At 43.4% G+C, this 21771-nt stretch carries 17 protein-coding genes and 1 tRNA gene; 14 read left to right on the plus strand and 4 right to left on the minus strand.

Going from position 1 to position 21771, the window contains the following annotated elements; all coding sequences use genetic code 11:
* The first annotated feature begins 89 nt into the window (after positions 1–89).
* Together ABFV72_RS00550 and ABFV72_RS00555 are read left to right on the plus strand one after the other, a co-directional pair.
* Positions 90–650 carry a DJ-1/PfpI family protein gene (locus tag ABFV72_RS00550; protein ID WP_323969952.1) on the plus strand — a complete coding sequence of 187 codons (561 nt, stop codon included), beginning with the start codon at positions 90–92 and terminating at the stop codon, positions 648–650.
* A gap of 59 nt (positions 651–709) precedes the next feature.
* Positions 710–1108 (plus strand): ribbon-helix-helix domain-containing protein, encoded by a 399-nt coding sequence (locus ABFV72_RS00555; protein WP_347161802.1) that lies wholly within the window; start codon positions 710–712, stop codon positions 1106–1108.
* A gap of 212 nt (positions 1109–1320) precedes the next feature.
* Here the strand turns inward: ABFV72_RS00555 and ABFV72_RS00560 are convergent.
* The 3 genes from ABFV72_RS00560 to ABFV72_RS00570 all read right to left on the minus strand — a co-directional run bounded on the left by ABFV72_RS00560 (position 1321) and on the right by ABFV72_RS00570 (position 4868).
* Positions 1321–1405 (minus strand) — tRNA-Leu (locus ABFV72_RS00560).
* 218 nt (positions 1406–1623) lie between these two features.
* A complete protein-coding gene (locus tag ABFV72_RS00565) occupies positions 1624–3405 on the minus strand; it encodes a sigma 54-interacting transcriptional regulator (protein ID WP_347161803.1) in 1782 nt (593 codons plus the stop codon).
* Positions 3406–3503: 98 nt separating this feature from the next.
* On the minus strand, positions 3504–4868 hold the full coding sequence (locus tag ABFV72_RS00570; RefSeq protein WP_347161805.1) for a two-component system sensor histidine kinase NtrB: 1365 nt from the start codon (positions 4866–4868) through the stop codon (positions 3504–3506).
* A 135-nt stretch (positions 4869–5003) separates the two neighbouring features.
* Here ABFV72_RS00570 and rimO point away from each other — a divergent pair, with 135 nt between their 5' ends.
* The 12 genes from rimO to ABFV72_RS00630 all read left to right on the plus strand — a co-directional run bounded on the left by rimO (position 5004) and on the right by ABFV72_RS00630 (position 20197).
* Positions 5004–6590 carry a 30S ribosomal protein S12 methylthiotransferase RimO gene (gene rimO, locus ABFV72_RS00575; protein WP_347161807.1) on the plus strand — a complete coding sequence of 529 codons (1587 nt, stop codon included), beginning with the start codon at positions 5004–5006 and terminating at the stop codon, positions 6588–6590.
* 172 nt (positions 6591–6762) lie between these two features.
* Positions 6763–7488 carry a UMP kinase gene (pyrH, locus tag ABFV72_RS00580; protein ID WP_057759121.1) on the plus strand — a complete coding sequence of 242 codons (726 nt, stop codon included), beginning with the start codon at positions 6763–6765 and terminating at the stop codon, positions 7486–7488.
* A 112-nt stretch (positions 7489–7600) separates the two neighbouring features.
* Positions 7601–8155, plus strand: coding sequence for a ribosome recycling factor (gene frr / locus ABFV72_RS00585; RefSeq protein WP_057759123.1), 555 nt, complete (start codon positions 7601–7603; stop codon positions 8153–8155).
* Positions 8156–8544: 389 nt separating this feature from the next.
* Positions 8545–9303 carry a polyprenyl diphosphate synthase gene (gene uppS / locus ABFV72_RS00590; protein WP_347161809.1) on the plus strand — a complete coding sequence of 253 codons (759 nt, stop codon included), beginning with the start codon at positions 8545–8547 and terminating at the stop codon, positions 9301–9303.
* A 186-nt stretch (positions 9304–9489) separates the two neighbouring features.
* A complete protein-coding gene (locus tag ABFV72_RS00595) occupies positions 9490–10299 on the plus strand; it encodes a phosphatidate cytidylyltransferase (RefSeq protein WP_347161811.1) in 810 nt (269 codons plus the stop codon).
* A 179-nt stretch (positions 10300–10478) separates the two neighbouring features.
* Positions 10479–11687, plus strand: a complete 1209-nt coding sequence (ispC, locus tag ABFV72_RS00600; RefSeq protein ID WP_347161813.1) for a 1-deoxy-D-xylulose-5-phosphate reductoisomerase — start codon at positions 10479–10481, stop codon at positions 11685–11687.
* Positions 11688–11783: 96 nt separating this feature from the next.
* The gene (gene rseP, locus ABFV72_RS00605) at positions 11784–13160 is read left to right on the plus strand and encodes an RIP metalloprotease RseP (protein WP_102094404.1); all 1377 of its coding nucleotides are present in this window, start codon (positions 11784–11786) and stop codon (positions 13158–13160) included.
* 262 nt (positions 13161–13422) lie between these two features.
* Entirely contained in the window at positions 13423–15822 is a 2400-nt protein-coding gene (gene bamA / locus ABFV72_RS00610; protein WP_347161815.1) for an outer membrane protein assembly factor BamA, read from the plus strand.
* Between the two features lie 145 nt (positions 15823–15967).
* Positions 15968–16984: a UDP-3-O-(3-hydroxymyristoyl)glucosamine N-acyltransferase gene (gene lpxD, locus ABFV72_RS00615; protein ID WP_347161816.1), complete on the plus strand. Its 1017-nt coding sequence runs from the start codon at positions 15968–15970 to the stop codon at positions 16982–16984.
* A gap of 52 nt (positions 16985–17036) precedes the next feature.
* Complete coding sequence (gene fabZ / locus ABFV72_RS00620) at positions 17037–17573, plus strand: 3-hydroxyacyl-ACP dehydratase FabZ (protein WP_057759133.1); 537 nt, start codon at positions 17037–17039, stop codon at positions 17571–17573.
* 173 nt (positions 17574–17746) lie between these two features.
* Positions 17747–18526 carry an acyl-ACP--UDP-N-acetylglucosamine O-acyltransferase gene (gene lpxA / locus ABFV72_RS00625; protein WP_347161819.1) on the plus strand — a complete coding sequence of 260 codons (780 nt, stop codon included), beginning with the start codon at positions 17747–17749 and terminating at the stop codon, positions 18524–18526.
* Between the two features lie 318 nt (positions 18527–18844).
* Positions 18845–20197: a sodium-dependent transporter gene (locus ABFV72_RS00630; protein ID WP_347161820.1), complete on the plus strand. Its 1353-nt coding sequence runs from the start codon at positions 18845–18847 to the stop codon at positions 20195–20197.
* Between the two features lie 141 nt (positions 20198–20338).
* Here the strand turns inward: ABFV72_RS00630 and tgt are convergent, their stop codons facing one another.
* A complete protein-coding gene (tgt, locus tag ABFV72_RS00635; protein ID WP_057759140.1) occupies positions 20339–21490 on the minus strand; it encodes a tRNA guanosine(34) transglycosylase Tgt in 1152 nt (383 codons plus the stop codon).
* Between the last annotated feature and the right edge of the window lie 281 nt (positions 21491–21771).

The following is a 21771-nucleotide window of genomic DNA, read 5'->3' on the forward strand; positions in this document are numbered from 1 at the left end:
TATGTTTGAATGGATATTCAGGCTCATTTTAAGCGAAGTCGCTATAAACTAATTTGGGTTCCCATATTTCATTACAATACAGTGAGAAGATCATGGCTAAAGTACTTATCATTACCGGTGATTTTGTTGAAGACTATGAAAACATGGTTCCGTTCCAAGCACTACTAGCAATGGGGCACGAGGTTGATGCGGTATGCCCAGATAAGGTTGCAGGTGATAGCATTGCTACCTCAATACACGACTTTGAAGGTGATCAAACTTATACCGAAAAACGCGGTCATAATTTTGTCCTTAATGCGTCTTTTGCTGATATCAATGTAGAAGATTACGATGCTTTGTATTTGCCAGGTGGACGTGCACCAGAATACTTGCGCTTGAATGCTAAGGTCATTGCGATGATTCAGCATTTCGCAAATACTGATAAACCGATTGCCTCAGTTTGTCATGGGCCACAAATGCTGACAGCTGCTGGCGTATTGAAGGGTAAAAAAGTATCTGCTTATCCTGCATGTCAGCCAGAAATAGAAATGGCTGGCGCTGAGTATGTCGAGTTACCTATGGATGGCGCTATTACAGATGGCCAACTGGTAACGGCACCTGCATGGCCTGCCCACCCAGCGATGCTAAAGCAGTTTGTTGCCTTGCTATAAGCATTAATTCGGGTTTGTTGAACGTTCAATAGACCCCAGTATCGAGAGAGGATATATATATGTGCCAACTTTTTATTAGTGCTGACGATAGCTTGTGGAGCTCTAAAACCAAATCGCTTCGAATTCAGGGCGTTGTCACTTCAATTCGTTTAGAAGTGTTTTTTTGGGATATATTAGAAGAGTTATCATTTCGCGATCAAATGACGGTTAATCAGCTGATTACCAAGCTATACCTTGAATCTCTCGATGCTGACCATGATATTGGCAATTTTACCTCTTTTTTAAGAGTTTGTTGTTCTCGTTATTTATCTTTAATAGCCGATGGCGATCTTTCTCGCGAAACAAGATTACCTTTAGAAAAAGTCGATGCCAAAAATATCATTCAACGTGAAGCTCTTCGTAAAAATCAACGTAGTGCAGTATTCAATGATAGTGAGGGAAACCTTTCTATTAATTAGTTCTGTCTATGGTAGGTGAATGAAAGCATTTATGCAGTGGGTAAGTGGGCGCTATCAGAGTATGAATGAAGTGCTAAAAGACTTATAAAGTGTAGAAAAGAAGATTAATGCTCTTGATGAGATGTTTTATAGTTTTAATATCAAATTCCAGACACAAAAAAACCTGCTAAAAGCAGGTTTTGATATTTGGTCTAAGATTTACTATCCGAAAATGGTGGGGCTGGAGAGACTCGAACTCTCACACCTTGCGGCGCCAGAACCTAAATCTGGTGCGTCTACCAATTCCGCCACAGCCCCATTTTCGTTACTCTATCATCAAAAGCGATTAAACTCAAACGCTATTTAGATAGTTAACTGATTCGGTAGTGCGTCTCAGTGGTTGGCTATTATATAGAGTTTTAATTGTTTGGCAACCCCTATTTGCAATTATTTTTAATTATTTATCATTTATTTTCGATATTAATTTTAAGTAATTGATATTTATATTAATTTAATATCGTGTTTTATGCGTTTATTTATTCTTTAGTTGGTACTCTCGGGGCAGAGATATCCAATTGCTGCAATTTGCGTGTCAGAGTATTGCGTCCCCAACCAAGTAAGCTCGCGGCTTCTATCTTTTTACCGCCGCTATGATTGAGTGCTGCTGTTAATAAAACACGCTCAAACTCAGGGGTTGCTGTTTGCAAAATATCAGTTTCACCCGTGCTTAACGACTCCTCAGCCCAATCAGCCAATGCTTGCTGCCAACTTTGGTTTTTAGGCAACGGGCTACTTCGCTCATTTTGATGACTGTTTAATGAACTGCCATTTAACACATCGCCACTTTGTGCCAAATGCTCTTGAGCATCTTCCTTCAATGAGCCATGCTCTTCATAAAGCACCGTATTAGGTGAGATGTTTTCAAGTAGCTCTGGTGGCAAGTCTGTCGCCATCACCGTATCACCAGTGGCCATCACCGTGAGCCACAAGCAGACGTTTTCTAATTGACGCACATTACCGCGCCAGTCAAACGTCTGCATAATTTGCAATGCGGCAGGATGGAGATGCTTCGGGGTAGTACTCATTTGCTCTGCGGCAGACTGCATAAAGTAGAGGGCTAATGCAGGAATGTCTTCAGGACGTGTACGTAATGGTGGTAGGGGTAATCGAATGACATTGAGGCGATAAAATAAGTCTTCGCGGAATCGGCTTTGTTTTACCAGCTCTTCTAAGTTTTGATGAGTGGCTGCGATGATACGCACGTCGACCTTGATTGGCTGCTGACCACCAACACGATAAAACTCACCGTTGGCCAGTACGCGTAACAGCCGTGTCTGAGTGCTAAAAGGCATGTCACCGATTTCATCTAAAAATAGAGTACCGCCGTCTGCCTGTTCAAAACGGCCTTGACGCATCGTCGTTGCACCAGTGAACGCACCTTTTTCATGACCAAATAGTTCAGACTCGATCAAGTCGTGTGGTATGGCTGCCATATTAAGTGCAATAAACGGTTGCTGTTTACGCGGAGAGTGTTGGTGCAATGCACTGGCCACCAACTCTTTACCTGTTCCAGACTCACCAGTGATTAAGACGGAAATGGGAGATTGTGCCAACCTGCCAATGGCACGAAACACCGTTTGCATGGCTGGAGATTGTCCAATGATGCCGCTAGGGTTACCATTATCTTTGGTTACGGCGGCACCTTTGCTCTTATTGTCTTTGGTTGTCTTACTAGCAGGTGCTACTTTAGGTTTTAGCAAGTTTTCAGTAGACGTGTCAGACGTTATATTGGTATTGGATTCATCTGCAAGGGAAACAGTCGTTGTTTCTAAATTCGGCTGATAGTTGATGGCTTTATAAATCGTTGCAACCGCGTCATCTAAGTCAAAAGGCTTGGGTAGGTATTCAAAAGCACCAGTCTGATAGCTATTGATAGCAGAGGTCAGGTCTGAGTGTGCCGTCATAATTACGATTGGCATTTTAGGGAAGTGCTGATGGACCCAGTCGCTAAAAGACAAGCCATCCATCATTGGCATGCGAATATCGGTCAATATAACGTCTGGCAATTGCTCAGCTGACTCTTGCTGTTTTAAAACATCATTAAGGCGAGTCCATGCTGCTTGTGCTTGAGTAAAACTGATAACGGTCAATCCAGCATCTTCAAACGTGTCTGCCAACACCATACGTAGGGCTGCATCGTCATCGATTAACCACAATGTTGCAGGGTGGTCGCTGGGTGCATTATTCACAGTTACTATTTGTGATTGTGTTGATTGATCATCGCTTTTAGGTTGGAGGTCGTCGCTATATTCAGTCATGTATTGGGCCTAATCAGCAATTATTGATGGTAAGTTGGGGATTGGGAGTTGGCGTTATGAAACTTAGCAGCCTTTAATTCACAAATTCATAATTTGTTTTATGTCTCAGTGATGGGTTGAGTAAATGGTAGATATAGCGTAAATCGGGTTTGCTTATCTTCTTGCTCTTTTGTCGAGCTCACATCAATCATACCATGATGATGACTGATAATATCTTGGACGATGGATAATCCAAGACCTGTACCGGCTGCACGGCTAGTGACCATCGGGAAAAATATCTGACCGATCAATGCTGGATCAATACCTGAGCCATTATCAGTAATAGTAATTTGCATCACTTGCTTGTGCTGCTGCCCGACGATCGTATGCTGAAAAGCAACCCGTGTTTGAATATGCAATGTCGGTTGATAGTCAGAATTGCTCTCAGTTTGCGTAGTAGCTTGTGGTGATTCTTGAGACTCTGAGATTTTATTTTGTTGTAGCGTTTGTTCGAACTCAGTCATCGACTCACAAGCATTGTTAATAAGGTTTAAAAACACTTGAATCAGCTGATCCTTATCTGCACACAACTCTGGTAATGATAAATCATAATCACGCTGTAACACTACCTGTGGATACTGATTGGTCACTAAGGTTAAGACATGCTCTAGGGGCTCGTGGATATTAAGCGTTTGCCAGTTTGGTAGTTGATTGGAACCCAGAAGCTGCCCAATAAGATGAGTCAATCGATCAGTTTCTGAAATAATAATGTCCGTATAGTTGCGCAGCTTTTGATTCATTTTTTGCAAATCATGCTGCGTGTCAGCGTTGGTGGTTATCAAAGCATTATCAGCGCTAGAGGTGTTAGTAGTAGATGCATCGCTGAATTTAATAAACTGCCGTTGCAACAGTTGGGCTGCCCCGCGAATACCCGCAAGAGGGTTTTTTATTTCGTGTGCCACCGAGCGCAGCATATGACGGGCCACTGTATACTGCTGTTGCTGGCGCTGCTCCTCAGAGATACGACTTTGACGATCTTTGCCCCACATCTCGATAATAAAATAAGGCTGCTGTTCATAGATGACTGGCGTGACGCTATAGTCGACTGACAATGATAAATTACCGTTTAGCGGTGTTTTTATGATGTGGTCATGATCGATAAAAGGCTGCTGATAGTTCTGTGCTTGCACAAAGCGCTCGGTCAACGAGTATGCTGGCTCGCTCGAAGGCTCATTTTCATTTATATCACCACTATCATTATTGATAAATGCAGTATCTTTAGTCTTCAACTCATCAGGTGCGAGCAGTGTCAAGATTGATTGATTGATTAGTCTGCCACTACTAATAGCGAGTAGCTGCTCGGCTTGAGCATTCAACCGTGTGATTGATAGCTCATCGTTGACCCAAAGAATAGCGGTGAATAAATGCTGAGATATAAATGCGAGGTCAGGGGTTGTTTTTGCGGTTATAAAATCAGCGTTCATCAGTAGGGCCCAAAAAAGTCAGATGCTTGAGATAATATTTAACCACAAATCAAGACTATAGAGCGGCAAAACTGGTGATTTTTGCAAAAAAAACGTACAATGCGCTCAGCCAATTTATCTCTAGCAAGGTCAGCCATGTCCAAAACTTCTACCGAGTCAGTGAATACGACAGCAACAGCTCCTCTATCTGCCGTAAAAGACACTGCCACTATCTTCAATCCTGCCGCGCCTACCATAGTACAAGCGCAGAGTCAGGCAGATGCCAGTCAAACAGACACTAAACAACCTTACCATCACAAAGCCAACCATAACCAAAACCGTAGTGTAGCTCAAAGCAGCGATGTAACGACTGCCAATGCGACTGCTACGATGCCAGTTAGTGCGGCGCCAAAGATTGGTTTTGTGTCACTAGGTTGTCCAAAAGCATTGGTGGATAGTGAGCGTATTATTACTGAGCTAAGCCGTGACGGCTATCAAGTAGCCAGCGATTATGACGGTGCCGACTTGGTCGTAGTAAACACTTGCGGCTTTATTGAGTCAGCGGTACAAGAGTCGCTCGATGCGATCGGCGAGGCCATTAGCAAAAACGGTAAAGTGATTGTTACTGGTTGCTTAGGTAAAGAAGCAGATAAAATCCGTGAGATGCATCCAGCTGTACTAGCAGTGACGGGCGCGCATGCCTATGACGAAGTGATTACGGCAGTAGCACAGCATGTGCCTAAGCCAAATCGCAGTCAGGACGCCAACTATGATCCAAAAATAGATTTGATTAATGAAGCGGGTATCAAACTGACCCCAAGCCATTATGCTTATCTAAAAATATCAGAAGGCTGTAATCACCGTTGTACGTTCTGCATTATCCCAAGCTTGCGCGGTGATTTGGTATCGCGCCCGATTGATAATGTGATGAACGAAGCACTGGCACTCAAAAAAGCTGGCGTGAAAGAATTACTTATCATCTCGCAAGATACCTCGGCATATGGTCTTGACCTAAAGTACAAGACCAGCTTTTGGAATGGCATGCCGCTCAAATCTAAGTTTTATGACTTATGCCAAGCATTGAATGATTTGGGCATTTGGGTACGCCTGCATTATGTCTATCCATACCCCCACGTAGACAAAGTCGTTGAGTTGATGGGTGAGAAGAAACTGCTCCCTTATCTGGACATTCCGTTCCAGCATGCTAGTCATCGTATCCTAAAAGCGATGAAACGTCCTGCACATAGCGAAAACACTTTGGCCCGTATCAAAGCATGGCGTGATATTTGTCCTGATATTGTGATTCGCTCGACCTTTGTGGTTGGCTTCCCTGGCGAAACAGAAGAAGATTTCCAGTGCTTGCTTGATTGGCTAGTTGAAGCACGCCTCGATCGCGTGGGCGCATTCACTTATTCAGAAGTAGAAGGCGCAGTGGCCAACGACTTGCCTGACCATGTCCCTGAAGACGTCAAGCAGTCTCGCTATGAGCGTTTAATGGCGCTACAGCAAGATATTTCAGCGCAAAAGCTACAAGAAAAAGTCGGCAAGACTTTAACGGTATTGGTCGATGAAATTGATAGCGATGAAAATATTGCTATTTGCCGTAGCTATGCTGATGCACCTGAAATTGATGGTCATGTCTATGTTGATGATATCAACGAGCAAGTTAAAGTAGGGCAGTTCTTAACCGTGACTATTGATGATGCTAGTGAATACGATCTATTCGCCAGTTATCAAGGCTAGATATCCAATAAGATATGCGAGTGAAAATTGCCCAATGGCGGGCAGTTTTTGCTACAATTAGCGCAATTTAGCCTTTTTAATACGCTTAGCTGTAAGTGTGGCGTTGTGGGCACACTCGATTTGTATTTTACCGATAATTTTCTTTATAATTTCATGATAACAAGGTGACCTCATGTCTGACAAAAACCCGCGTTACGCTCGTATCTTGCTGAAACTCTCCGGTGAAGCCTTAGCTGGTAGTAAAGACATGGGTATTGATACCGAAGTGCTTGATAAAATGAGCTTGTCTATCGCTCACTTGCGTGGACTTGGTGTCCAAGTTGGTATCGTAGTTGGCGGTGGTAACTTATATCGCGGTGCACAGTTACAAAAAGAAGGTCTCGTTGGCCGCGTTACTGGTGATCAGATGGGCATGCTAGCGACCGTTATGAACGGACTGGCAATGCGTGATGCGCTTGAGCGTCGCAACATCAAAACGCGCTTGATGTCAGCGTTACCGATTGGTGAAGTCACCGAAAGCTATAGCAGTCGTAATGCCATTCGTTATCTTAAAAACGGTGAAGTTTGTATCTTTGTCGCAGGTACGGGTAACCCATTCTTTACTACTGACACCGCTGCATGTTTACGCGGTATCGAGATCGAAGCTGGTTTGATTTTAAAAGCGACTAAGGTCGATGGCGTTTATGACAAAGACCCAAGTCTACATGACGATGCAGTCAAGTATGACGGTCTGACTTTTGATGAAGTACTAGAGCAAAAGCTAGGCGTCATGGATTTAACGGCTATCGCATTGTGCCGTGAGCATAACGTGCCGCTACAAGTGTTTGATATGACTAAGCCTAATGCATTATTGAATGTCATCATGGGTGAAAATGAAGGCACACGAGTTTTTCATTAATTGGTGCGATACTGGCAACTAACGTTAGTAAATAGTTAACGATTAGCAACAAATAATTAATACCCCAATAGCAAATAAAAAATTTGTCGGTAACGATAAATAAGGATACACAATGATTAAAGAGATTAAACAAGACGGCGAAGCACGCATGCAAAAGACATTGGAAGCGCTTGAAAGCACTTTCAGTAAAGTTCGTACTGGCCGTGCGCATCCAGGTATGTTGTCAGGTGTGATGGTTAGCTACTACGGTTCTGATACACCATTGAACCAAGTGGCAAGCGTCAACGTTGAAGATTCGCGTACTTTGTTGGTTCAACCGTTTGACCGTACGATGGTACAAGCAGTAGATAAGGCCATTCGTGAAGCAGATTTGGGTCTAAACCCAATGTCTGCTGATGTGATTCGCGTGCCGATGCCAGCATTGACAGAAGATACCCGTCGCGATATGCAGAAACTTGCACGTGGTGAAGCTGAGAGCAGCCGAGTGTCTATCCGTAACATTCGCCGTGACATGATGAATGACATCAAAGACTTGGCAAAAGAAAAAGAAATCTCAGAAGATGATGAGCGCCGCGCTAGTGATGATATTCAAAAAATCACTGACAAATATATCGAAACGATTGATGCTCGCTTGAGTAAGAAAGAAAGCGATTTGATGGAAGTTTAATACTGATATATCTGGTATTTATAGCAAGAATTAGTTCGGTAGATTATCTGTAATTGAGCAGCCAATACTTTATAGCTATTGGCTGTTTATTATTGTGTAGACTGATATAGTCAATCCTTTATAAAAGAGCGACAGCGTTAACCCCGCTTGAAGTATCACAGTTACATCTGCACTCGGTTGGCCTGTCTCTCTTTTAAACTGAATCAACTATATGAAGCCATATCTAAAGCAAGCCAGAGGTGTGGTTGATTGAACTGGATCCATCGCATTCTGAGTACTAAAAACTAACGACGCAATTATGATAAGTTAGTGAATTATATAAATGGCGCTTTTTAATCGCTGTTGCACACGTTATTATTATTTTACCTCAACAATAAGCAAGTTCGCCTATGTCCACTTCAGCCGTTTTGGCGCCCGCTATTCTTCCTCGTCATATCGCCATCATTATGGATGGTAATAATCGCTATGGTAAGGCCAATGATTTGGGCCACGGTCAAGGACATGTGGCTGGCAAAGATGCGCTCGACCCTGTCGTTGATTACTGTGTCAATACAGGCATTGAAGTACTGACTGTATTTGCATTTTCTAGCGAAAATTGGCAGAGACCGCCTAGTGAAGTGGCACTATTGATGCAGCTACTCACATCGACGATTCATGAGCAAATGCCGCGCATGAATGAGTATCGTATTCGCTTGCGTTTCATCGGTGACCGTAGTCAGCTTAGTGAGTCATTACAAACGCTAATGGCTGACGCAGAAGAAAAGACGGCAGAGTTTGACGCAATGACCTTGGTGATTGCGATTAGCTACGGTGGACAGTGGGATATCGCAAACGCAGCACAACAGCTGGCTCAGCAAGTGCAAGATGGCGAATTAAAACCTGAAGATGTCAGCGAAGAGCTGTTAGGTAACTACGTACAATTAGCCGATACGCCAGCAGTAGATATGCTGGTACGTACGGGCGGCGAGTATCGTATTTCTAATTTCTTATTGTGGCAATCTGCTTATGCTGAGCTGTTCTTCACTCCTACATTATGGCCGAACTTTGCAGCAGAAGAGTTAGCTTTGATGATCGCAGAGTTTGCTAAACGTCAACGCCGCTTTGGCAAAACCAGCGAGCAAGTAGTGATAGAGCAGCAAGGTCACTGAGCAGCGAGCTGATAGATAAGTCCGGTCGGTTCAGTTAGTATTGTATGACTGGTCAATAGGGTTGGTTTATGCAATGATAAACGGCTTGAATTGGTATTGAATGCGCTATCACTAGGCCATCGTTAGTTAGCTGCTATAATGCATTTTTTGACCATCTGTTCTTCATTATTATAAGGCTCGATAAGTATGTGGCAACGAATTAAGACGGCAATTGTTCTCGTTATTATCGTTGGTATTGCAATGTTTGCGAGCCAAACGCCTATTTTATTTGCACCACTGTTGGCCATTGGGGTCATTATCGCCGCTCATGAGTGGGCCAAATTGATGCCTAAGTGGCGCCAGCCTGCTGTATTTGTTTTGTTAGTGTTGGCGATAACGCTCATATCGCTGATGTTTAAAGTGATATGGCTGTTTTGGTGGGTGGCATCACTCGTTATATGGCTGATGGCACTGTCTTGGGTCAAGGTCTTCCCGACACAGACGAGATGGTATGGTAAACAGCTAGCTCTAATGGGTGTGGTTATTTTGACCGCGTCAATTACCGCAATGTTTTATCTCTGGCAGCTATCCGCATGGTGGCTACTCTATGTTTTCTTATTAGTATGGTGTGCAGATAGTGGCGCATATTTCGTCGGACGCAAGCTTGGTCGCCGAAAAATGGCACCCAATGTCTCACCCAATAAGAGCATGGAAGGGTTGGCTGGTGGCCTCGTCACAGGGCTGTTAGTTGTGGTGGCTATTAGCGTCTTCAAATTACAGCTGACCGGTTTACCGTTAATCGCATTTGTAGCGTTATCGGCCATCACTATTCTTGCCTCTGTACTTGGAGACTTGTTTGAGTCGATGCTCAAACGTCGTGCTGATGTAAAAGATTCAGGCACTATCTTGCCAGGTCACGGTGGTATCCTTGATCGTATTGATTCGCTGCTGTCTGCCACACCGATATTTGCCCTTGGCTTTTGGGCGATACAGCAGCTTGGTTTGATAGTGGTGTAAGGTTATATAGCAGCGCTGTTCTATTTGAGCCTGTTCTGTGGTACATCCACAATAATATTGGTATAAGTAAGCTGAGAGCGAGCAATGCATTAGTATAGCCAGCGAAGATATCAGAGCAGTGGCTTTATAGTTAACAGACGATATTCTATTTTTATTATTTTTAAGTATCATGGGCATTAATGGTTATGACGCAACGCATCGCCGTACTAGGCGCGACAGGCTCGATTGGCGATAGCACTCTAGCAATATTAGCGGCGCAACCGCACACCTATGAAGTCTATGCTTTATCAGGCTATCATCGCTTAGATAAGCTATTTGCACTTTGTCAGCAGTTTTTGCCGAAACGCGTCAGTGTGCCGACGTCAGCCGTGGATGATTTTGCTAACAGGCTTAAAGCAGCAGGGATTGCTAGTGATGTCGTAGGGGGCGAGGCAGGATTAGTAGATATTGCCACTGACTCACAGACTGATACGGTGGTAGCGGCGATTGTAGGGGCGGCAGGGTTGCCGTCTACATTAGCAGCAGCCCGTGCAGGCAAACGTATTTTATTGGCCAACAAAGAAGCCTTAGTCATGGCAGGTAAGGTTATGATCGATGCGGTCAAGACGCACAAAGCCACTTTGCTGCCGCTCGATTCTGAACACAATGCTATTTTTCAATGCTTACCACTTGCTATTCAGCAAGATAATACGCAAATCCATCAGTCAAATCATGGTGTCCGTAAACTATGGTTAACAGCCTCTGGTGGGCCATTTTTGCAGCAGTCGTTCGAGCAAATGCAGCAGGCAAGCGTCGCAGAAGCGGTCAAACATCCTAATTGGTCAATGGGTCAAAAGATATCTGTCGATTCGGCCACGATGATGAACAAGGGGCTTGAGCTGATAGAAGCCTGTCACTTATTTGATTTGCCTGAAGATAAGATAAATGTGGTCATTCATCCACAAAGTATCATTCACTCAATGGTAGAATATAGCGATGGCAGCTTTTTAGCACAGCTGGGCAGTCCAGACATGAAAACGCCCATTGCGCACGCGCTTAGCTACCCTGATCGGATTGATAGTGGCTCGCAGCCGTTAGACTTATTTGCACTTAGTGGTTTGGAGTTTATTGAACCAGACTTGCAAAAATTTGCCTGCCTGCGTTTGGCTCGCCAAGCTATGCAAGCCGGAACACAAGCCACGATTGTGCTTAATGCGGCAAACGAAATTGCAGTAGCGGCATTTCTCGATGGGAAAATTCGTTTGACTGATATTGCTAATATTAACGAACAAGCCTTAAATGACATACAGCTGCCACCATTGAACGAAACCACTGACATAGAAGATATATTGGCAATCGATAAGATTGCACGCCACTTGACTGATAAGTTGGTAGCAAAGCTGACATAATCGTAGCAAGCGTCTCTTAGCTGATACATGACATTGATAAACGATATTAGCGAAGATGTTGATAAAAATGCTGAGAGACAATACTGAGAAAAAATCATGACGTTTTTACTAACACTTCTTGCCGCCATATTTGTTTTAGGCCCGCTTATTGCCTTACACGAGTGGGGACATTATATTGTGGCGCGGCTTTGCGGTGTCAAAGTACTAACGTACTCTATCGGTTTTGGTCCTAAGGTTTTTGGTTGGACCAGCAAAAAGAGCGGTATCGATTATCGTATCTCAGCATTGCCACTCGGCGGTTATGTGAAGATGCTGGATGAGCGTGAAGGTAATGTCGCAAAAGATGAGCAGCATCTTGCATTTAATCGGCAGCATCCGCTCAAGAAAATTGCTATCGTTGCAGCTGGCCCTATCATGAATTTTGTTATCGCTATCGCGCTATTTTGGGTACTATTTATGACCCCATCTGAGCAGTTGGCGACTAAGATTGGACAGGTACTACCAGATACGCCTGCTGCAATGGCACAGTTACCAGTCGGTGATAAGATTGTTGCGATTGATGGACATGATGTGCAGACATGGGAAAATATTAACTATCGTCTTGCAGGACGTATGGGTGAGACGGATAATGTCAGCATTACCTTGCTGTCAGACGCCCAAACCAATCAGTCGACTAAAACATATCAAGCCCCCGTCACACAGTTTATGCAAGGTGAGGCTCAAGGCAAAGACGCATTGACTAGCTTTGGTATGTTGCCATGGCAGCCGCAGATTGCGCCGATTGTAGGCGGTTTGGCTCCCGATGGTGCCGCTAGCCGCCAAGGTCTAAAGGTTGGCGACCGCATTACTGCTATTAATAATGAGTCAATCGAAGATTGGATTACTGCGACGCGTATCATTCGTGATAATCCTGAAACGCTGTTGAACTTTACAGTGTTGCGTGATGACAAGCCTGTACAGTTGCAGATTATGCCCCAAGGTAAAAAAGACAACTTGGGTAATGATTACGGACAGATTGGTGCAATGGTGGATCAGACTGAGATTATTATCCCTGACGATTACAAGACCACTGTGGTCTACGGTCCTAGTGAGTCGTTAGTTAAGTCGTTTGAAAAGACTGAGCAGCTAGCAGTAATGACCGTAAGCTCAATGGGAAAAATGCTGTCAGGTATGATTGGTTTAGACAATCTATCAGGGCCAATTACCATTGCCAAAGTCGCCAAACAAAGCTTTGATATCAGTTGGCAGATGGTATTATCGACAGCGGCGCTTATTAGCTTAAGTCTTGCCGTCTTAAACCTTTTGCCGATTCCAGTATTAGATGGTGGTCATATTGTCTATCATTTTATTGAGCTGATTCGCGGTAAGCCACTGTCTGAAGGTGTGCAAATGGTCGGTCTAAATATCGGTTTACTCTTGCTGGCAGGTTTCATGGTGTTAGCAATTGGTAATGACATCAGCCGGCTCTTTTAGTCAGCTGATGAGCAATATGGCTGATAAAGCACGATATACTAATGGTTTTACGCCTATTATAGGCTGATTATTGTTATGATAGGCATGCTACTCTGTGTCGCAGCCTCTGTACTAATCGTAATTTTTAGTTTATTTTGTGATGCAATTTATATAAAGTGTTCTGAGTTACCCTTGCATGGGTTTATAACCTTATGCGCACGGGTTAGACAATACGTGCCTTTTAACTTAACTTAAGCAATTTTTTTATTGACGGATAGTGTTTATGCGTACGCCTTTAATTATGAGCGCGGCTGGGTTGCCGTTAGTTGTAGCGATGATGAGTATGCCAGTACAGGCTGCAGAATTTGTAGTAACTGACATCGGTTTTAATGGCTTACAACGCCTAACCCCTGATAGCCTCTATCCGGTCTTACCTGTTACGGTAGGCGATACGGTGAATGATAGTAGCTTAGCTGCCAGTATTAAGGCACTATATGCAACTGAGAACTTTGCTGATATTCAAAGCCGTGTCGAAGGTGGCAAGCTAAGGTTTGACGTCATTGAGCGTCCAACAATCGCTGAAGTTACCTTTGAAGGTAACAAGCTTATTCCAAAAGAAGGGCTTGAGCAGGGATTGAAGAATGCTGGACTGTCTGCTGGTGACGTGCTCAAACAGTCTACTTTGCAAGGTGTGGCCAATGAGCTACAACAGCAATATATTAGCCAAGGCTACTACAATAGTAATATCGAAGTAGATCAAACGGTACTTGATGGTAACCGCGTGAAACTTGACGTGCGCTTTGTAGAAGGCAAGCCTGCTAAAGTTGTCGATATCAATATCATTGGTAACAAGCACTTTAGTGATGAAGAGATCAAAGACGTTTTCGCAGTAAAAGAGTCTTCATGGACGCGTCTACTATCTAAGTCTGATCGTTACGCTCAAGAAAAACTAGCCGCAAGTCTAGAAAGTTTAAAGGCGCTGTACCAGAACGATGGTTATGTGCGTTTTTCAGTTGATAATGCCGTATTGAACATCAGCGAAGACAAGAGTAGCGTGTTTATCGAAGTTAGCCTAAGCGAAGGCGAGCAATACCAGTTTGGCGAAGTGAACTTTTTAGGTAAACCTACCTTTGAAAATAGTGAGCTAAAAGAGCTGGTTAGCTTTGCATCTAATGAAAAATACTCGCAAGCAAAACTAGACGAAACCACTGCTTCTCTTAAGAGACGCTATGGTAACGAAGGCTACTACTTAGCCCAAATCAGACCAGTACCACGTATCAATGACGATACTAAAATGGTCGATGTCGATTACTATATCGACCCTGCACGTCCTATCTACGTTCGCCGTATCAACTTTACGGGTAATATCAAAACGCAAGACGAAGTATTACGTCGTGAAATGCGTCAGTTAGAAGGTACGCTGTCTTCTAATGACAAAATTCAGCTGTCACGCACGCGTTTGATGCGTACTGGCTTCTTTAAGAATGTCACTGTTGATGTTAAGCCAGTACCTAACCAGCCAGATCAAGTTGATGTAAACTATGTGGTTGAAGAGCAGCCTTCTGGTAGCTCAACGATTGCAGCCGGTTACTCACAAAGCGGTGGTGTGACTTTCCAGTTGGATTTGACTCAAAACAACTTCATGGGTACCGGTAACCGCGTCAAGGCTGCGCTTTCTCGCTCAGAAACACGTGATTCTTATAGCCTAGGTTATACCGATCCGTACTTTACAGAAAATGGTGTTTCTCAAGGTATCAGCGGTTATTATCGCAAAACCAAATATGACGACGACAACGTTAGTAACTATGTGACCGATTCATATGGTGCAACGCTGAACTATAGTTATCCTATTGATGAAACCAAACGCCTGAGTGCGGGTCTGAATGTGGACAACACAAAGGTTCGTGGTGGTCGTTATCTGGGTATATCTAATGTTCAAGAGATTCTAGACGAGGGCGGTACAAAAACGCCTGAAGTTGATACTGATGGTGTTGCTACCTTCAAGAATGATTATCAGACCTACAACCTATTGTTTGGTTGGGATTACAGCACTTTAGACCGTCCAGTATTCCCTACCAAAGGTATGAGCCATGCGATTGATGCAACCATCGGTCTTGGCGATGCCAATTACCAAAAGCTAACTTATAGCGGCAATATATATTACCCTATTTATAAAGACGTGATTGCGCGTGGTTATACTAAGCTTGGTTATGGTAATGATTTGCCATTTTATGAGAACTTCTATGCTGGTGGTTATGGCTCAGTACGTGGCTATGAATCATCTACTCTAGGACCTAGATCACAAGTTTATCTTGATGCAGTCAATGATCCAGACAACCAAACCTTCACTGCAGAAGAGGTTGGTGGTAATGCGCTAGCAACGTTTGGTGCTGAACTGATTTTGCCAATGCCGTTCAAAGGTGATTGGGCAGATCAAGTACGCCCAGTATTGTTTGCTGAAGGTGGTCAGGTCTTTGACACATCTGACAAAGAAGATCGTACTTTTAATGATTCAGATGTTCCATTGCTGACCCAAGATAATGACTTCCGCTACAGTGCGGGTGCTGGTATCACTTGGTATACGCCAATTGGTCCAATCTCACTGAGCTATGCGGTACCATTTGGTGACAAAGAAGGCGATGAGACTGAAAAAGTCCAGTTCCAGATTGGTAATACATTCTAAATTAATGACATCATTCTCATTTATTTGAGCAGTTTTAAAGATTATCTCAAATAGACGGAAATATCATTAGAGCTTAGTAGGTCGTCAAAACGCATTGTATTTTGGCGACCGTTTCATTTATAACCATATTTTATTAATAGTCATTATGATAACGATTGAGCAACTCATTACTCGAATTGAGCAGCGTCAGCCTATTGTTAATAAGGCTGAGATTGATACTGAGCAATTGTGTCAACCATTCAGTAGCGTCGGTAGTTTGACGACGGCCAGTCAGCAGCAGTTAAGCTTTTTGGCAGATCCTCACTATATCTCTAGCTTGGCTAGCAGTGACGCAGGCGCGGTGTTGGTGACGGAAGCATATCGTGACCAAGTGCCTACCTCAGCGATAGCGCTAGTCGTCTCAAATCCATATTTGGCTTATGCCAGTGCCAGTCAGCTGTTTGCACGTCATTCTTTATCTAACGGGATTCATCCTAGCGCTGTGATTGCAGACAGTGCTGTTATTGGTGAGCAAGTCAATATTGGCCCTTTTTGCGTGATTGGTGACAATGTGCAAATAGGGGCGCGTAGCTCTCTCGATGCTCATGTCGTGGTTGAGGCCAATACTAGTATCGGTACCGACTGTGTGATTAAGTCGCAAGTCGTTGTCGGGCCTGAGTGTGTCATTGGCAATCACGTCAGATTGCATGCAGGGGTAAGCATCGGATCTGAAGGGTTCGGGTTTGCGCCTACTAAAGATCCTAGTAACGCAGGTTGGGAGCGCATTGCCCAGTTAGGCCGTGTCATTATTGGTGATTATGTGCGAGTTGGTAGCCAGACGTGTATCGATCGTGGTGCTATCGATGATACCGTTATTGGCAATCACGTGATTATTGATAATTTGGTACAAGTTGCTCATAACGTTCGTATCGGTGACGGCACGGCTATTGCTGCTCAAACTGGCATTGCGGGTAGTACTACGATAGGTAAGCGCTGTATAATAGGCGGGGCTGTCGGTATCACAGGGCATATTGAGATTACAGACGATGTTGTTCTGTCTGGTATGACCATGGTAACCAAATCCATTAAAACCGCTGGCTCATATTCATCTGGTACGGCTGCAATGCCAACTGCTAATTGGCGACGTGCTGCTGTACGTTTTCGTCAGCTAGGCAATAACTAATGCAAACACAAACAAATAATAGATATTCAAAACACAGCAAGGAAGCGTCATTATGAGCAATAACAATATAGATATCCCAACTGATGAAGACGTTAAAAGCTTGGCTGAGCAAGGTCTTACGCTACCATTGACGTATCATACGATTAAGCATTACTTACCGCATCGTTATCCTTTTATGCTGGTAGATCGTATTGTAGCTTGTACGCCAGGCGAGTGTATTACTGGTATCAAAAACGTGACTATTAATGAAGAGTTTTTTAACGGTCACTTTCCTGATGAGCCGATTATGCCAGGGGTATTGATGGTGGAGTCGATGGCGCAGGTGTCAGGAGTACTTGGTTTTATTAGTGCAGGGCTAACGGCAGAAGACGGTTACCTCTATCTATTTGCAGGTGTGGATAAAGTCCGTTTTAAACGCCGTGTGATTCCTGGTGATCAGCTTATCATTCGTGCAAAAACCGTGATGCAAAGGCATGGTATCTATAAATTTGATTGTACTGTCCATGTCGAAGATGAACTGGCTGCTAGTGCTCAAATCATGATTGCGCGTCAAGAGCAGCAAAAACCTGCTAACACGAAGGGTGCTTAAGTTTTTAATAATCCATACTGTACAAAGAGCGATATTGAAATCGCTCACTATCACTGCAATAAACAGCTATATGTAAACTCGACAACGCAACTGGTATTAGCTTCGTTAGTAAGACTGAAATAGCGATACTTTTTTATTATTTACTCGCATCAAATGATACAAGGGCCCATCTTATGAGTCAGATTCATCCTACAGCACTCATCTCACCGTCCGCGCAGATTGACGAGACTGCTATCATCGGGCCCTATTGTATCGTTGGTGATGAAGTAACAATTGGTGCGCATACGGTTTTGCATAGACATGTCGTTGTGACTAAGCTGACTCGTATTGGTCAACACAATGAGTTTTATCAGTTTGCTAGTATTGGCGAAGATCCTCAAGACTTGAAATATGCAGGTGAGCGCACTTGGCTTGAAATCGGTGATCACAATACGATTCGTGAAGCCTGTAGCTTACATCGCGGTACGGCGCAAGACGGCGAGCTGACTAAAATCGGCAGTCATAATCTACTGATGGTAAACACCCATGTCGCACATGATTGTGTCATTGGCGATCATAACGTACTGGCTAATAATGTTGGTGTAGCGGGGCATGTGACTATTGGCGACCATACAATCATCGGTGGTAACTCAGGCATACATCAGTTTTGTACAGTAGATGACTATAGCTTGATTGGCGGAGCCAGCCTAATTCTAAAAGATGTGGCTGCATTTACGATGGTATCTGGCAATCCAGCAAAGGCTCATGGACTTAATATCGAAGGTATGCGCCGTAAAGGTTGGTCAAAAGAAACTATTAATGTATTACGTCAAGCGTATCGTACGATTTTCAGATCAGGTTTGACCACTGCACAAGCGTTGGAAGTCTTACATAGTGAGCTATTGGCTAAAGAGCCAAAAATTCAGCTACTTATTGATTCATTACAAAATAGTAGCCGCGGTGTTGTACGCTAAAGAAAGCATAACACGATTAAAGCATAACTCGATTAATGATGAGTTTGATACTTTTAATAAGCTAAATTCTTATGGAATGAAGGCGAATTAGATAAAAGCCATAACTATTTGTTATGGCTTTTTATATTTGTGAGCACTTGACTTTTTTGGTCGCTTAGCAGAAACTGAGCGTTTACGATATTGTAATCAATTCTTTCTTAATGTTGCTGGGCGTTTCACATCGAAGCGTTTACTAAATAGTCCAATGGTAAGGCTGACTATTTATGTTGATCAAGGAAGATTATCAGTAACGTTAATCGAAGCACGAGGACGGAAAAAATGGCTATCAATAAACAAGAACATGCCCAATGGAGCTCAAGCTTTGGCTTCGTATTGGCAGCAGTAGGCTCAGCAGTTGGTTTAGGAAACATATGGAAATTTCCATACATGGTTGGCGAAAGCGGTGGTTCAGCTTTCGTTATTGCCTATTTGTTCTGTATCGCGCTGGTCGGTTTTCCGATATTAGTTGCTGAATGGTTAATTGGTCGACGTGGTCAAAAAAACCCAGTCAACACTTTTTCAGACGTAGCAGCGAATGAAGGTAAGTCACGTAGCTGGGGCATCGTTGGTGCTACTGGTATCTTAGGTGGCTTCTTAATCCTATCGTTCTATAGTGTGATCGGTGGTTGGGCGCTGAACTATATCACTAAAGTTGCAACAGGTAGTTTTGCTGGTCAAGACAGTGATTCTGTTGCTGCAACCTTTGATGCTATGCTTGCATCAGCTGGTACATTGACGATCTGGCATACGGTATTTATGATTTTAACTGCTGTCATCGTTGGTATTGGTGTGACAAGTGGTATCGAAAAAACAGCTAAGATTTTAATGCCATTATTGGGTGTGATTCTGTTCGTTATCGTTGGTTACAACGTGATGAACGGTGGATTTGGTGAAGCAGTTGCTTACCTATTTACGCCAGATCTTAGCAAACTAACGGCTGATGTTATGCTTGCAGCATTAGGTCATGCATTCTTCACTCTATCAATTGGTATGGGTATCATGGTTGCTTATGGTTCATATTTGGGCCGTGAAGTGAACTTGCTAAAAACAGCACGTACCGTTGTTATTTTGGATACGGTTATTGCGTTGGCTGCTGGTCTTGCCATCTTCCCAATCATCTTTAGCAATGGTCTAGATCCTGCATCAGGTCCTGGTCTTATCTTTGTAAGTTTACCAATTGCTTTCGGTAGCATGGGTGCGGGTACTATCATTGGCGCATTGTTCTTCTTACTTATTACCTTTGCCGCTATTACCTCATCTATCTCGTTACTTGAGCCAACCGTTGAGTTGTTAGAAGAGCGTACGTCGATGAGTCGTACTGTATCGACTATCGTGGCAAGTACAGTAATCTGGTTGTTAGGTATTGCAGCATTGCTATCGTTTAACCTATGGTCTGACTTTACTATCATGGGTAATGGTATCTTTGATGCATTAGATAAACTCACTAGTAAGTTCCTATTGCCTCTAACAGGTCTGGCTGCGATTGTATTTGTTGGTTGGAAAATGGATCAACGTAACATTCAGCAAGAGCTTGGTTTATCTAATGGTACATGGCAGCTGTGGCAAATCGTTGCAAAATTCATCGCGCCAATCGCTGTTATTGTAGTATTTGTGACGTCATTGATGGGATAGTAGTCAGAATTGACACTATTTGAATCATTAAGTGATGACCATTAAGTGATATAAGCAGCACAGAAAAAGGGCTTAAGATTATTCTTAAGCCCTTTTTTATTTTAACAGATATCGTTATACGTTCATGAATATTAAACAGGATTAACGCAAGTTTAACTCAGGAACTGTTTGACCGCGTTTGGCATAAAACTCGCTGACAAACTCATCAAATTTATCTTGCTCGATAGCATCTCTGATACCTTGCATCAAACGTTGGTAATAGCGTAAATTGTGAATAGTAGCTAACTGAGCACCTAGCATCTCTTTACACTTATTAAGATGATACAGATAAGCACGGCTAAAGTTTTGGCAAGTATAACAGTCACATTCAGGATCTAATGGGCCTTCATCATTGCGATATTGGCTATTACGAATACGTACCACACCAGCATTGTCTGCATCGCCCGTCACAAAGTAATGACCATTACGCGCGTTACGAGTTGGCATCACACAGTCGAACATATCTACACCGCGGCGTACGCCTTCAACTAAATCCTCGGGCTTACCAACACCCATAAGATAGCGCGGCTTATCTGCTGGCATATCATCAGGCAGGTAGTCTAGGACATCTATCATCTCTTCTTTAGGCTCGCCAACTGATAGACCGCCAATAGCATAACCATCGAAGCCAATCTCTAACAGGCCTTCAAGTGATTGCTGACGCAAATCAGGATACATACTACCTTGTACAATACCAAATAATGCGTTGGTGCTGCCCAGTCTGTTGTGCTCATCGATACAGCGTTGTCCCCAACGTAATGATAGCTCTAACGACTTTTTCGCTTCATCATGAGTGGCTGGATAAGGCGTACACTCATCAAACTGCATGACGATGTCTGAGTTCAAACTATACTGAATTTGCATAGATTTTTCTGGTGAGAGAAATACCTTTGCGCCATCGATAGGAGATTTAAAATTGACACCTTCTTCGGTGATTTTACGCATTGCGCCGAGGCTAAATACTTGGAAACCGCCCGAATCAGTCAAGATAGGTTTGTCCCAATGCATAAACTTATGCAAGCCACCAAATTTATCAATGACTTCGGTACCTGGACGTAACCATAGATGAAAGGTATTGCCCAAAATAATATCAGCACCGATGGCTTCGATATCACGTGGCAGCATGCCTTTGACCGTACCATAAGTACCAACAGGCATAAAAGCAGGCGTTTGCACATCGCCATGATTGAGATGAACCGTACCACGGCGTGCACGCGTTGCACCGCTGGCCGTTTTATGTAAGACAAATTGCATATGATAACCGCTATTTAAGCTATGAAAATGGCGCTAATTATAGCATTGTTAGCGGTTTTTTTGGACATATAGTCAGAGAATCACTGAACTGCTACGGCGTTACTCTCCCTAAATGTACTACTTGTATGACTTTCAATCGGCTGCCTTGCATACATTTTAGCGTTCTTTGACTATAGTTATTAGGTGTCATCGATATACGCTCGATATACACTTTGGTCAATACCGCTTTACCATAACTAAAAAATACAGATAGCACGCCAAAAGACACAGACAGTGCTAGA

It is taken from the genome of Psychrobacter proteolyticus, from assembly GCF_039762275.1.
Lineage (GTDB): Bacteria > Pseudomonadota > Gammaproteobacteria > Pseudomonadales > Moraxellaceae > Psychrobacter > Psychrobacter proteolyticus_C.

Coding starts and splice junctions, on each gene's coding strand:
- ABFV72_RS00555 (WP_347161802.1), top strand. CDS start 710: ATGTGCCAACTTTTTATTAGTGCTGACGATAGCTTGTGGAGCTCTAAA.
- ABFV72_RS00595 (WP_347161811.1), top strand. CDS start 9,490: ATGTGGCAACGAATTAAGACGGCAATTGTTCTCGTTATTATCGTTGGT.
- lpxA (WP_347161819.1), top strand. CDS start 17,747: ATGAGTCAGATTCATCCTACAGCACTCATCTCACCGTCCGCGCAGATT.
- ABFV72_RS00565 (WP_347161803.1), bottom strand. CDS start 3,405: ATGACTGAATATAGCGACGACCTCCAACCTAAAAGCGATGATCAATCA.
- bamA (WP_347161815.1), top strand. CDS start 13,423: ATGCGTACGCCTTTAATTATGAGCGCGGCTGGGTTGCCGTTAGTTGTA.
- uppS (WP_347161809.1), top strand. CDS start 8,545: ATGTCCACTTCAGCCGTTTTGGCGCCCGCTATTCTTCCTCGTCATATC.
- rimO (WP_347161807.1), top strand. CDS start 5,004: ATGTCCAAAACTTCTACCGAGTCAGTGAATACGACAGCAACAGCTCCT.
- rseP (WP_102094404.1), top strand. CDS start 11,784: ATGACGTTTTTACTAACACTTCTTGCCGCCATATTTGTTTTAGGCCCG.
- tgt (WP_057759140.1), bottom strand. CDS start 21,490: ATGCAATTTGTCTTACATAAAACGGCCAGCGGTGCAACGCGTGCACGC.
- frr (WP_057759123.1), top strand. CDS start 7,601: ATGATTAAAGAGATTAAACAAGACGGCGAAGCACGCATGCAAAAGACA.
- ispC (WP_347161813.1), top strand. CDS start 10,479: ATGGTTATGACGCAACGCATCGCCGTACTAGGCGCGACAGGCTCGATT.
- ABFV72_RS00630 (WP_347161820.1), top strand. CDS start 18,845: ATGGCTATCAATAAACAAGAACATGCCCAATGGAGCTCAAGCTTTGGC.
- fabZ (WP_057759133.1), top strand. CDS start 17,037: ATGAGCAATAACAATATAGATATCCCAACTGATGAAGACGTTAAAAGC.
- lpxD (WP_347161816.1), top strand. CDS start 15,968: ATGATAACGATTGAGCAACTCATTACTCGAATTGAGCAGCGTCAGCCT.
- ABFV72_RS00570 (WP_347161805.1), bottom strand. CDS start 4,868: ATGAACGCTGATTTTATAACCGCAAAAACAACCCCTGACCTCGCATTT.
- pyrH (WP_057759121.1), top strand. CDS start 6,763: ATGTCTGACAAAAACCCGCGTTACGCTCGTATCTTGCTGAAACTCTCC.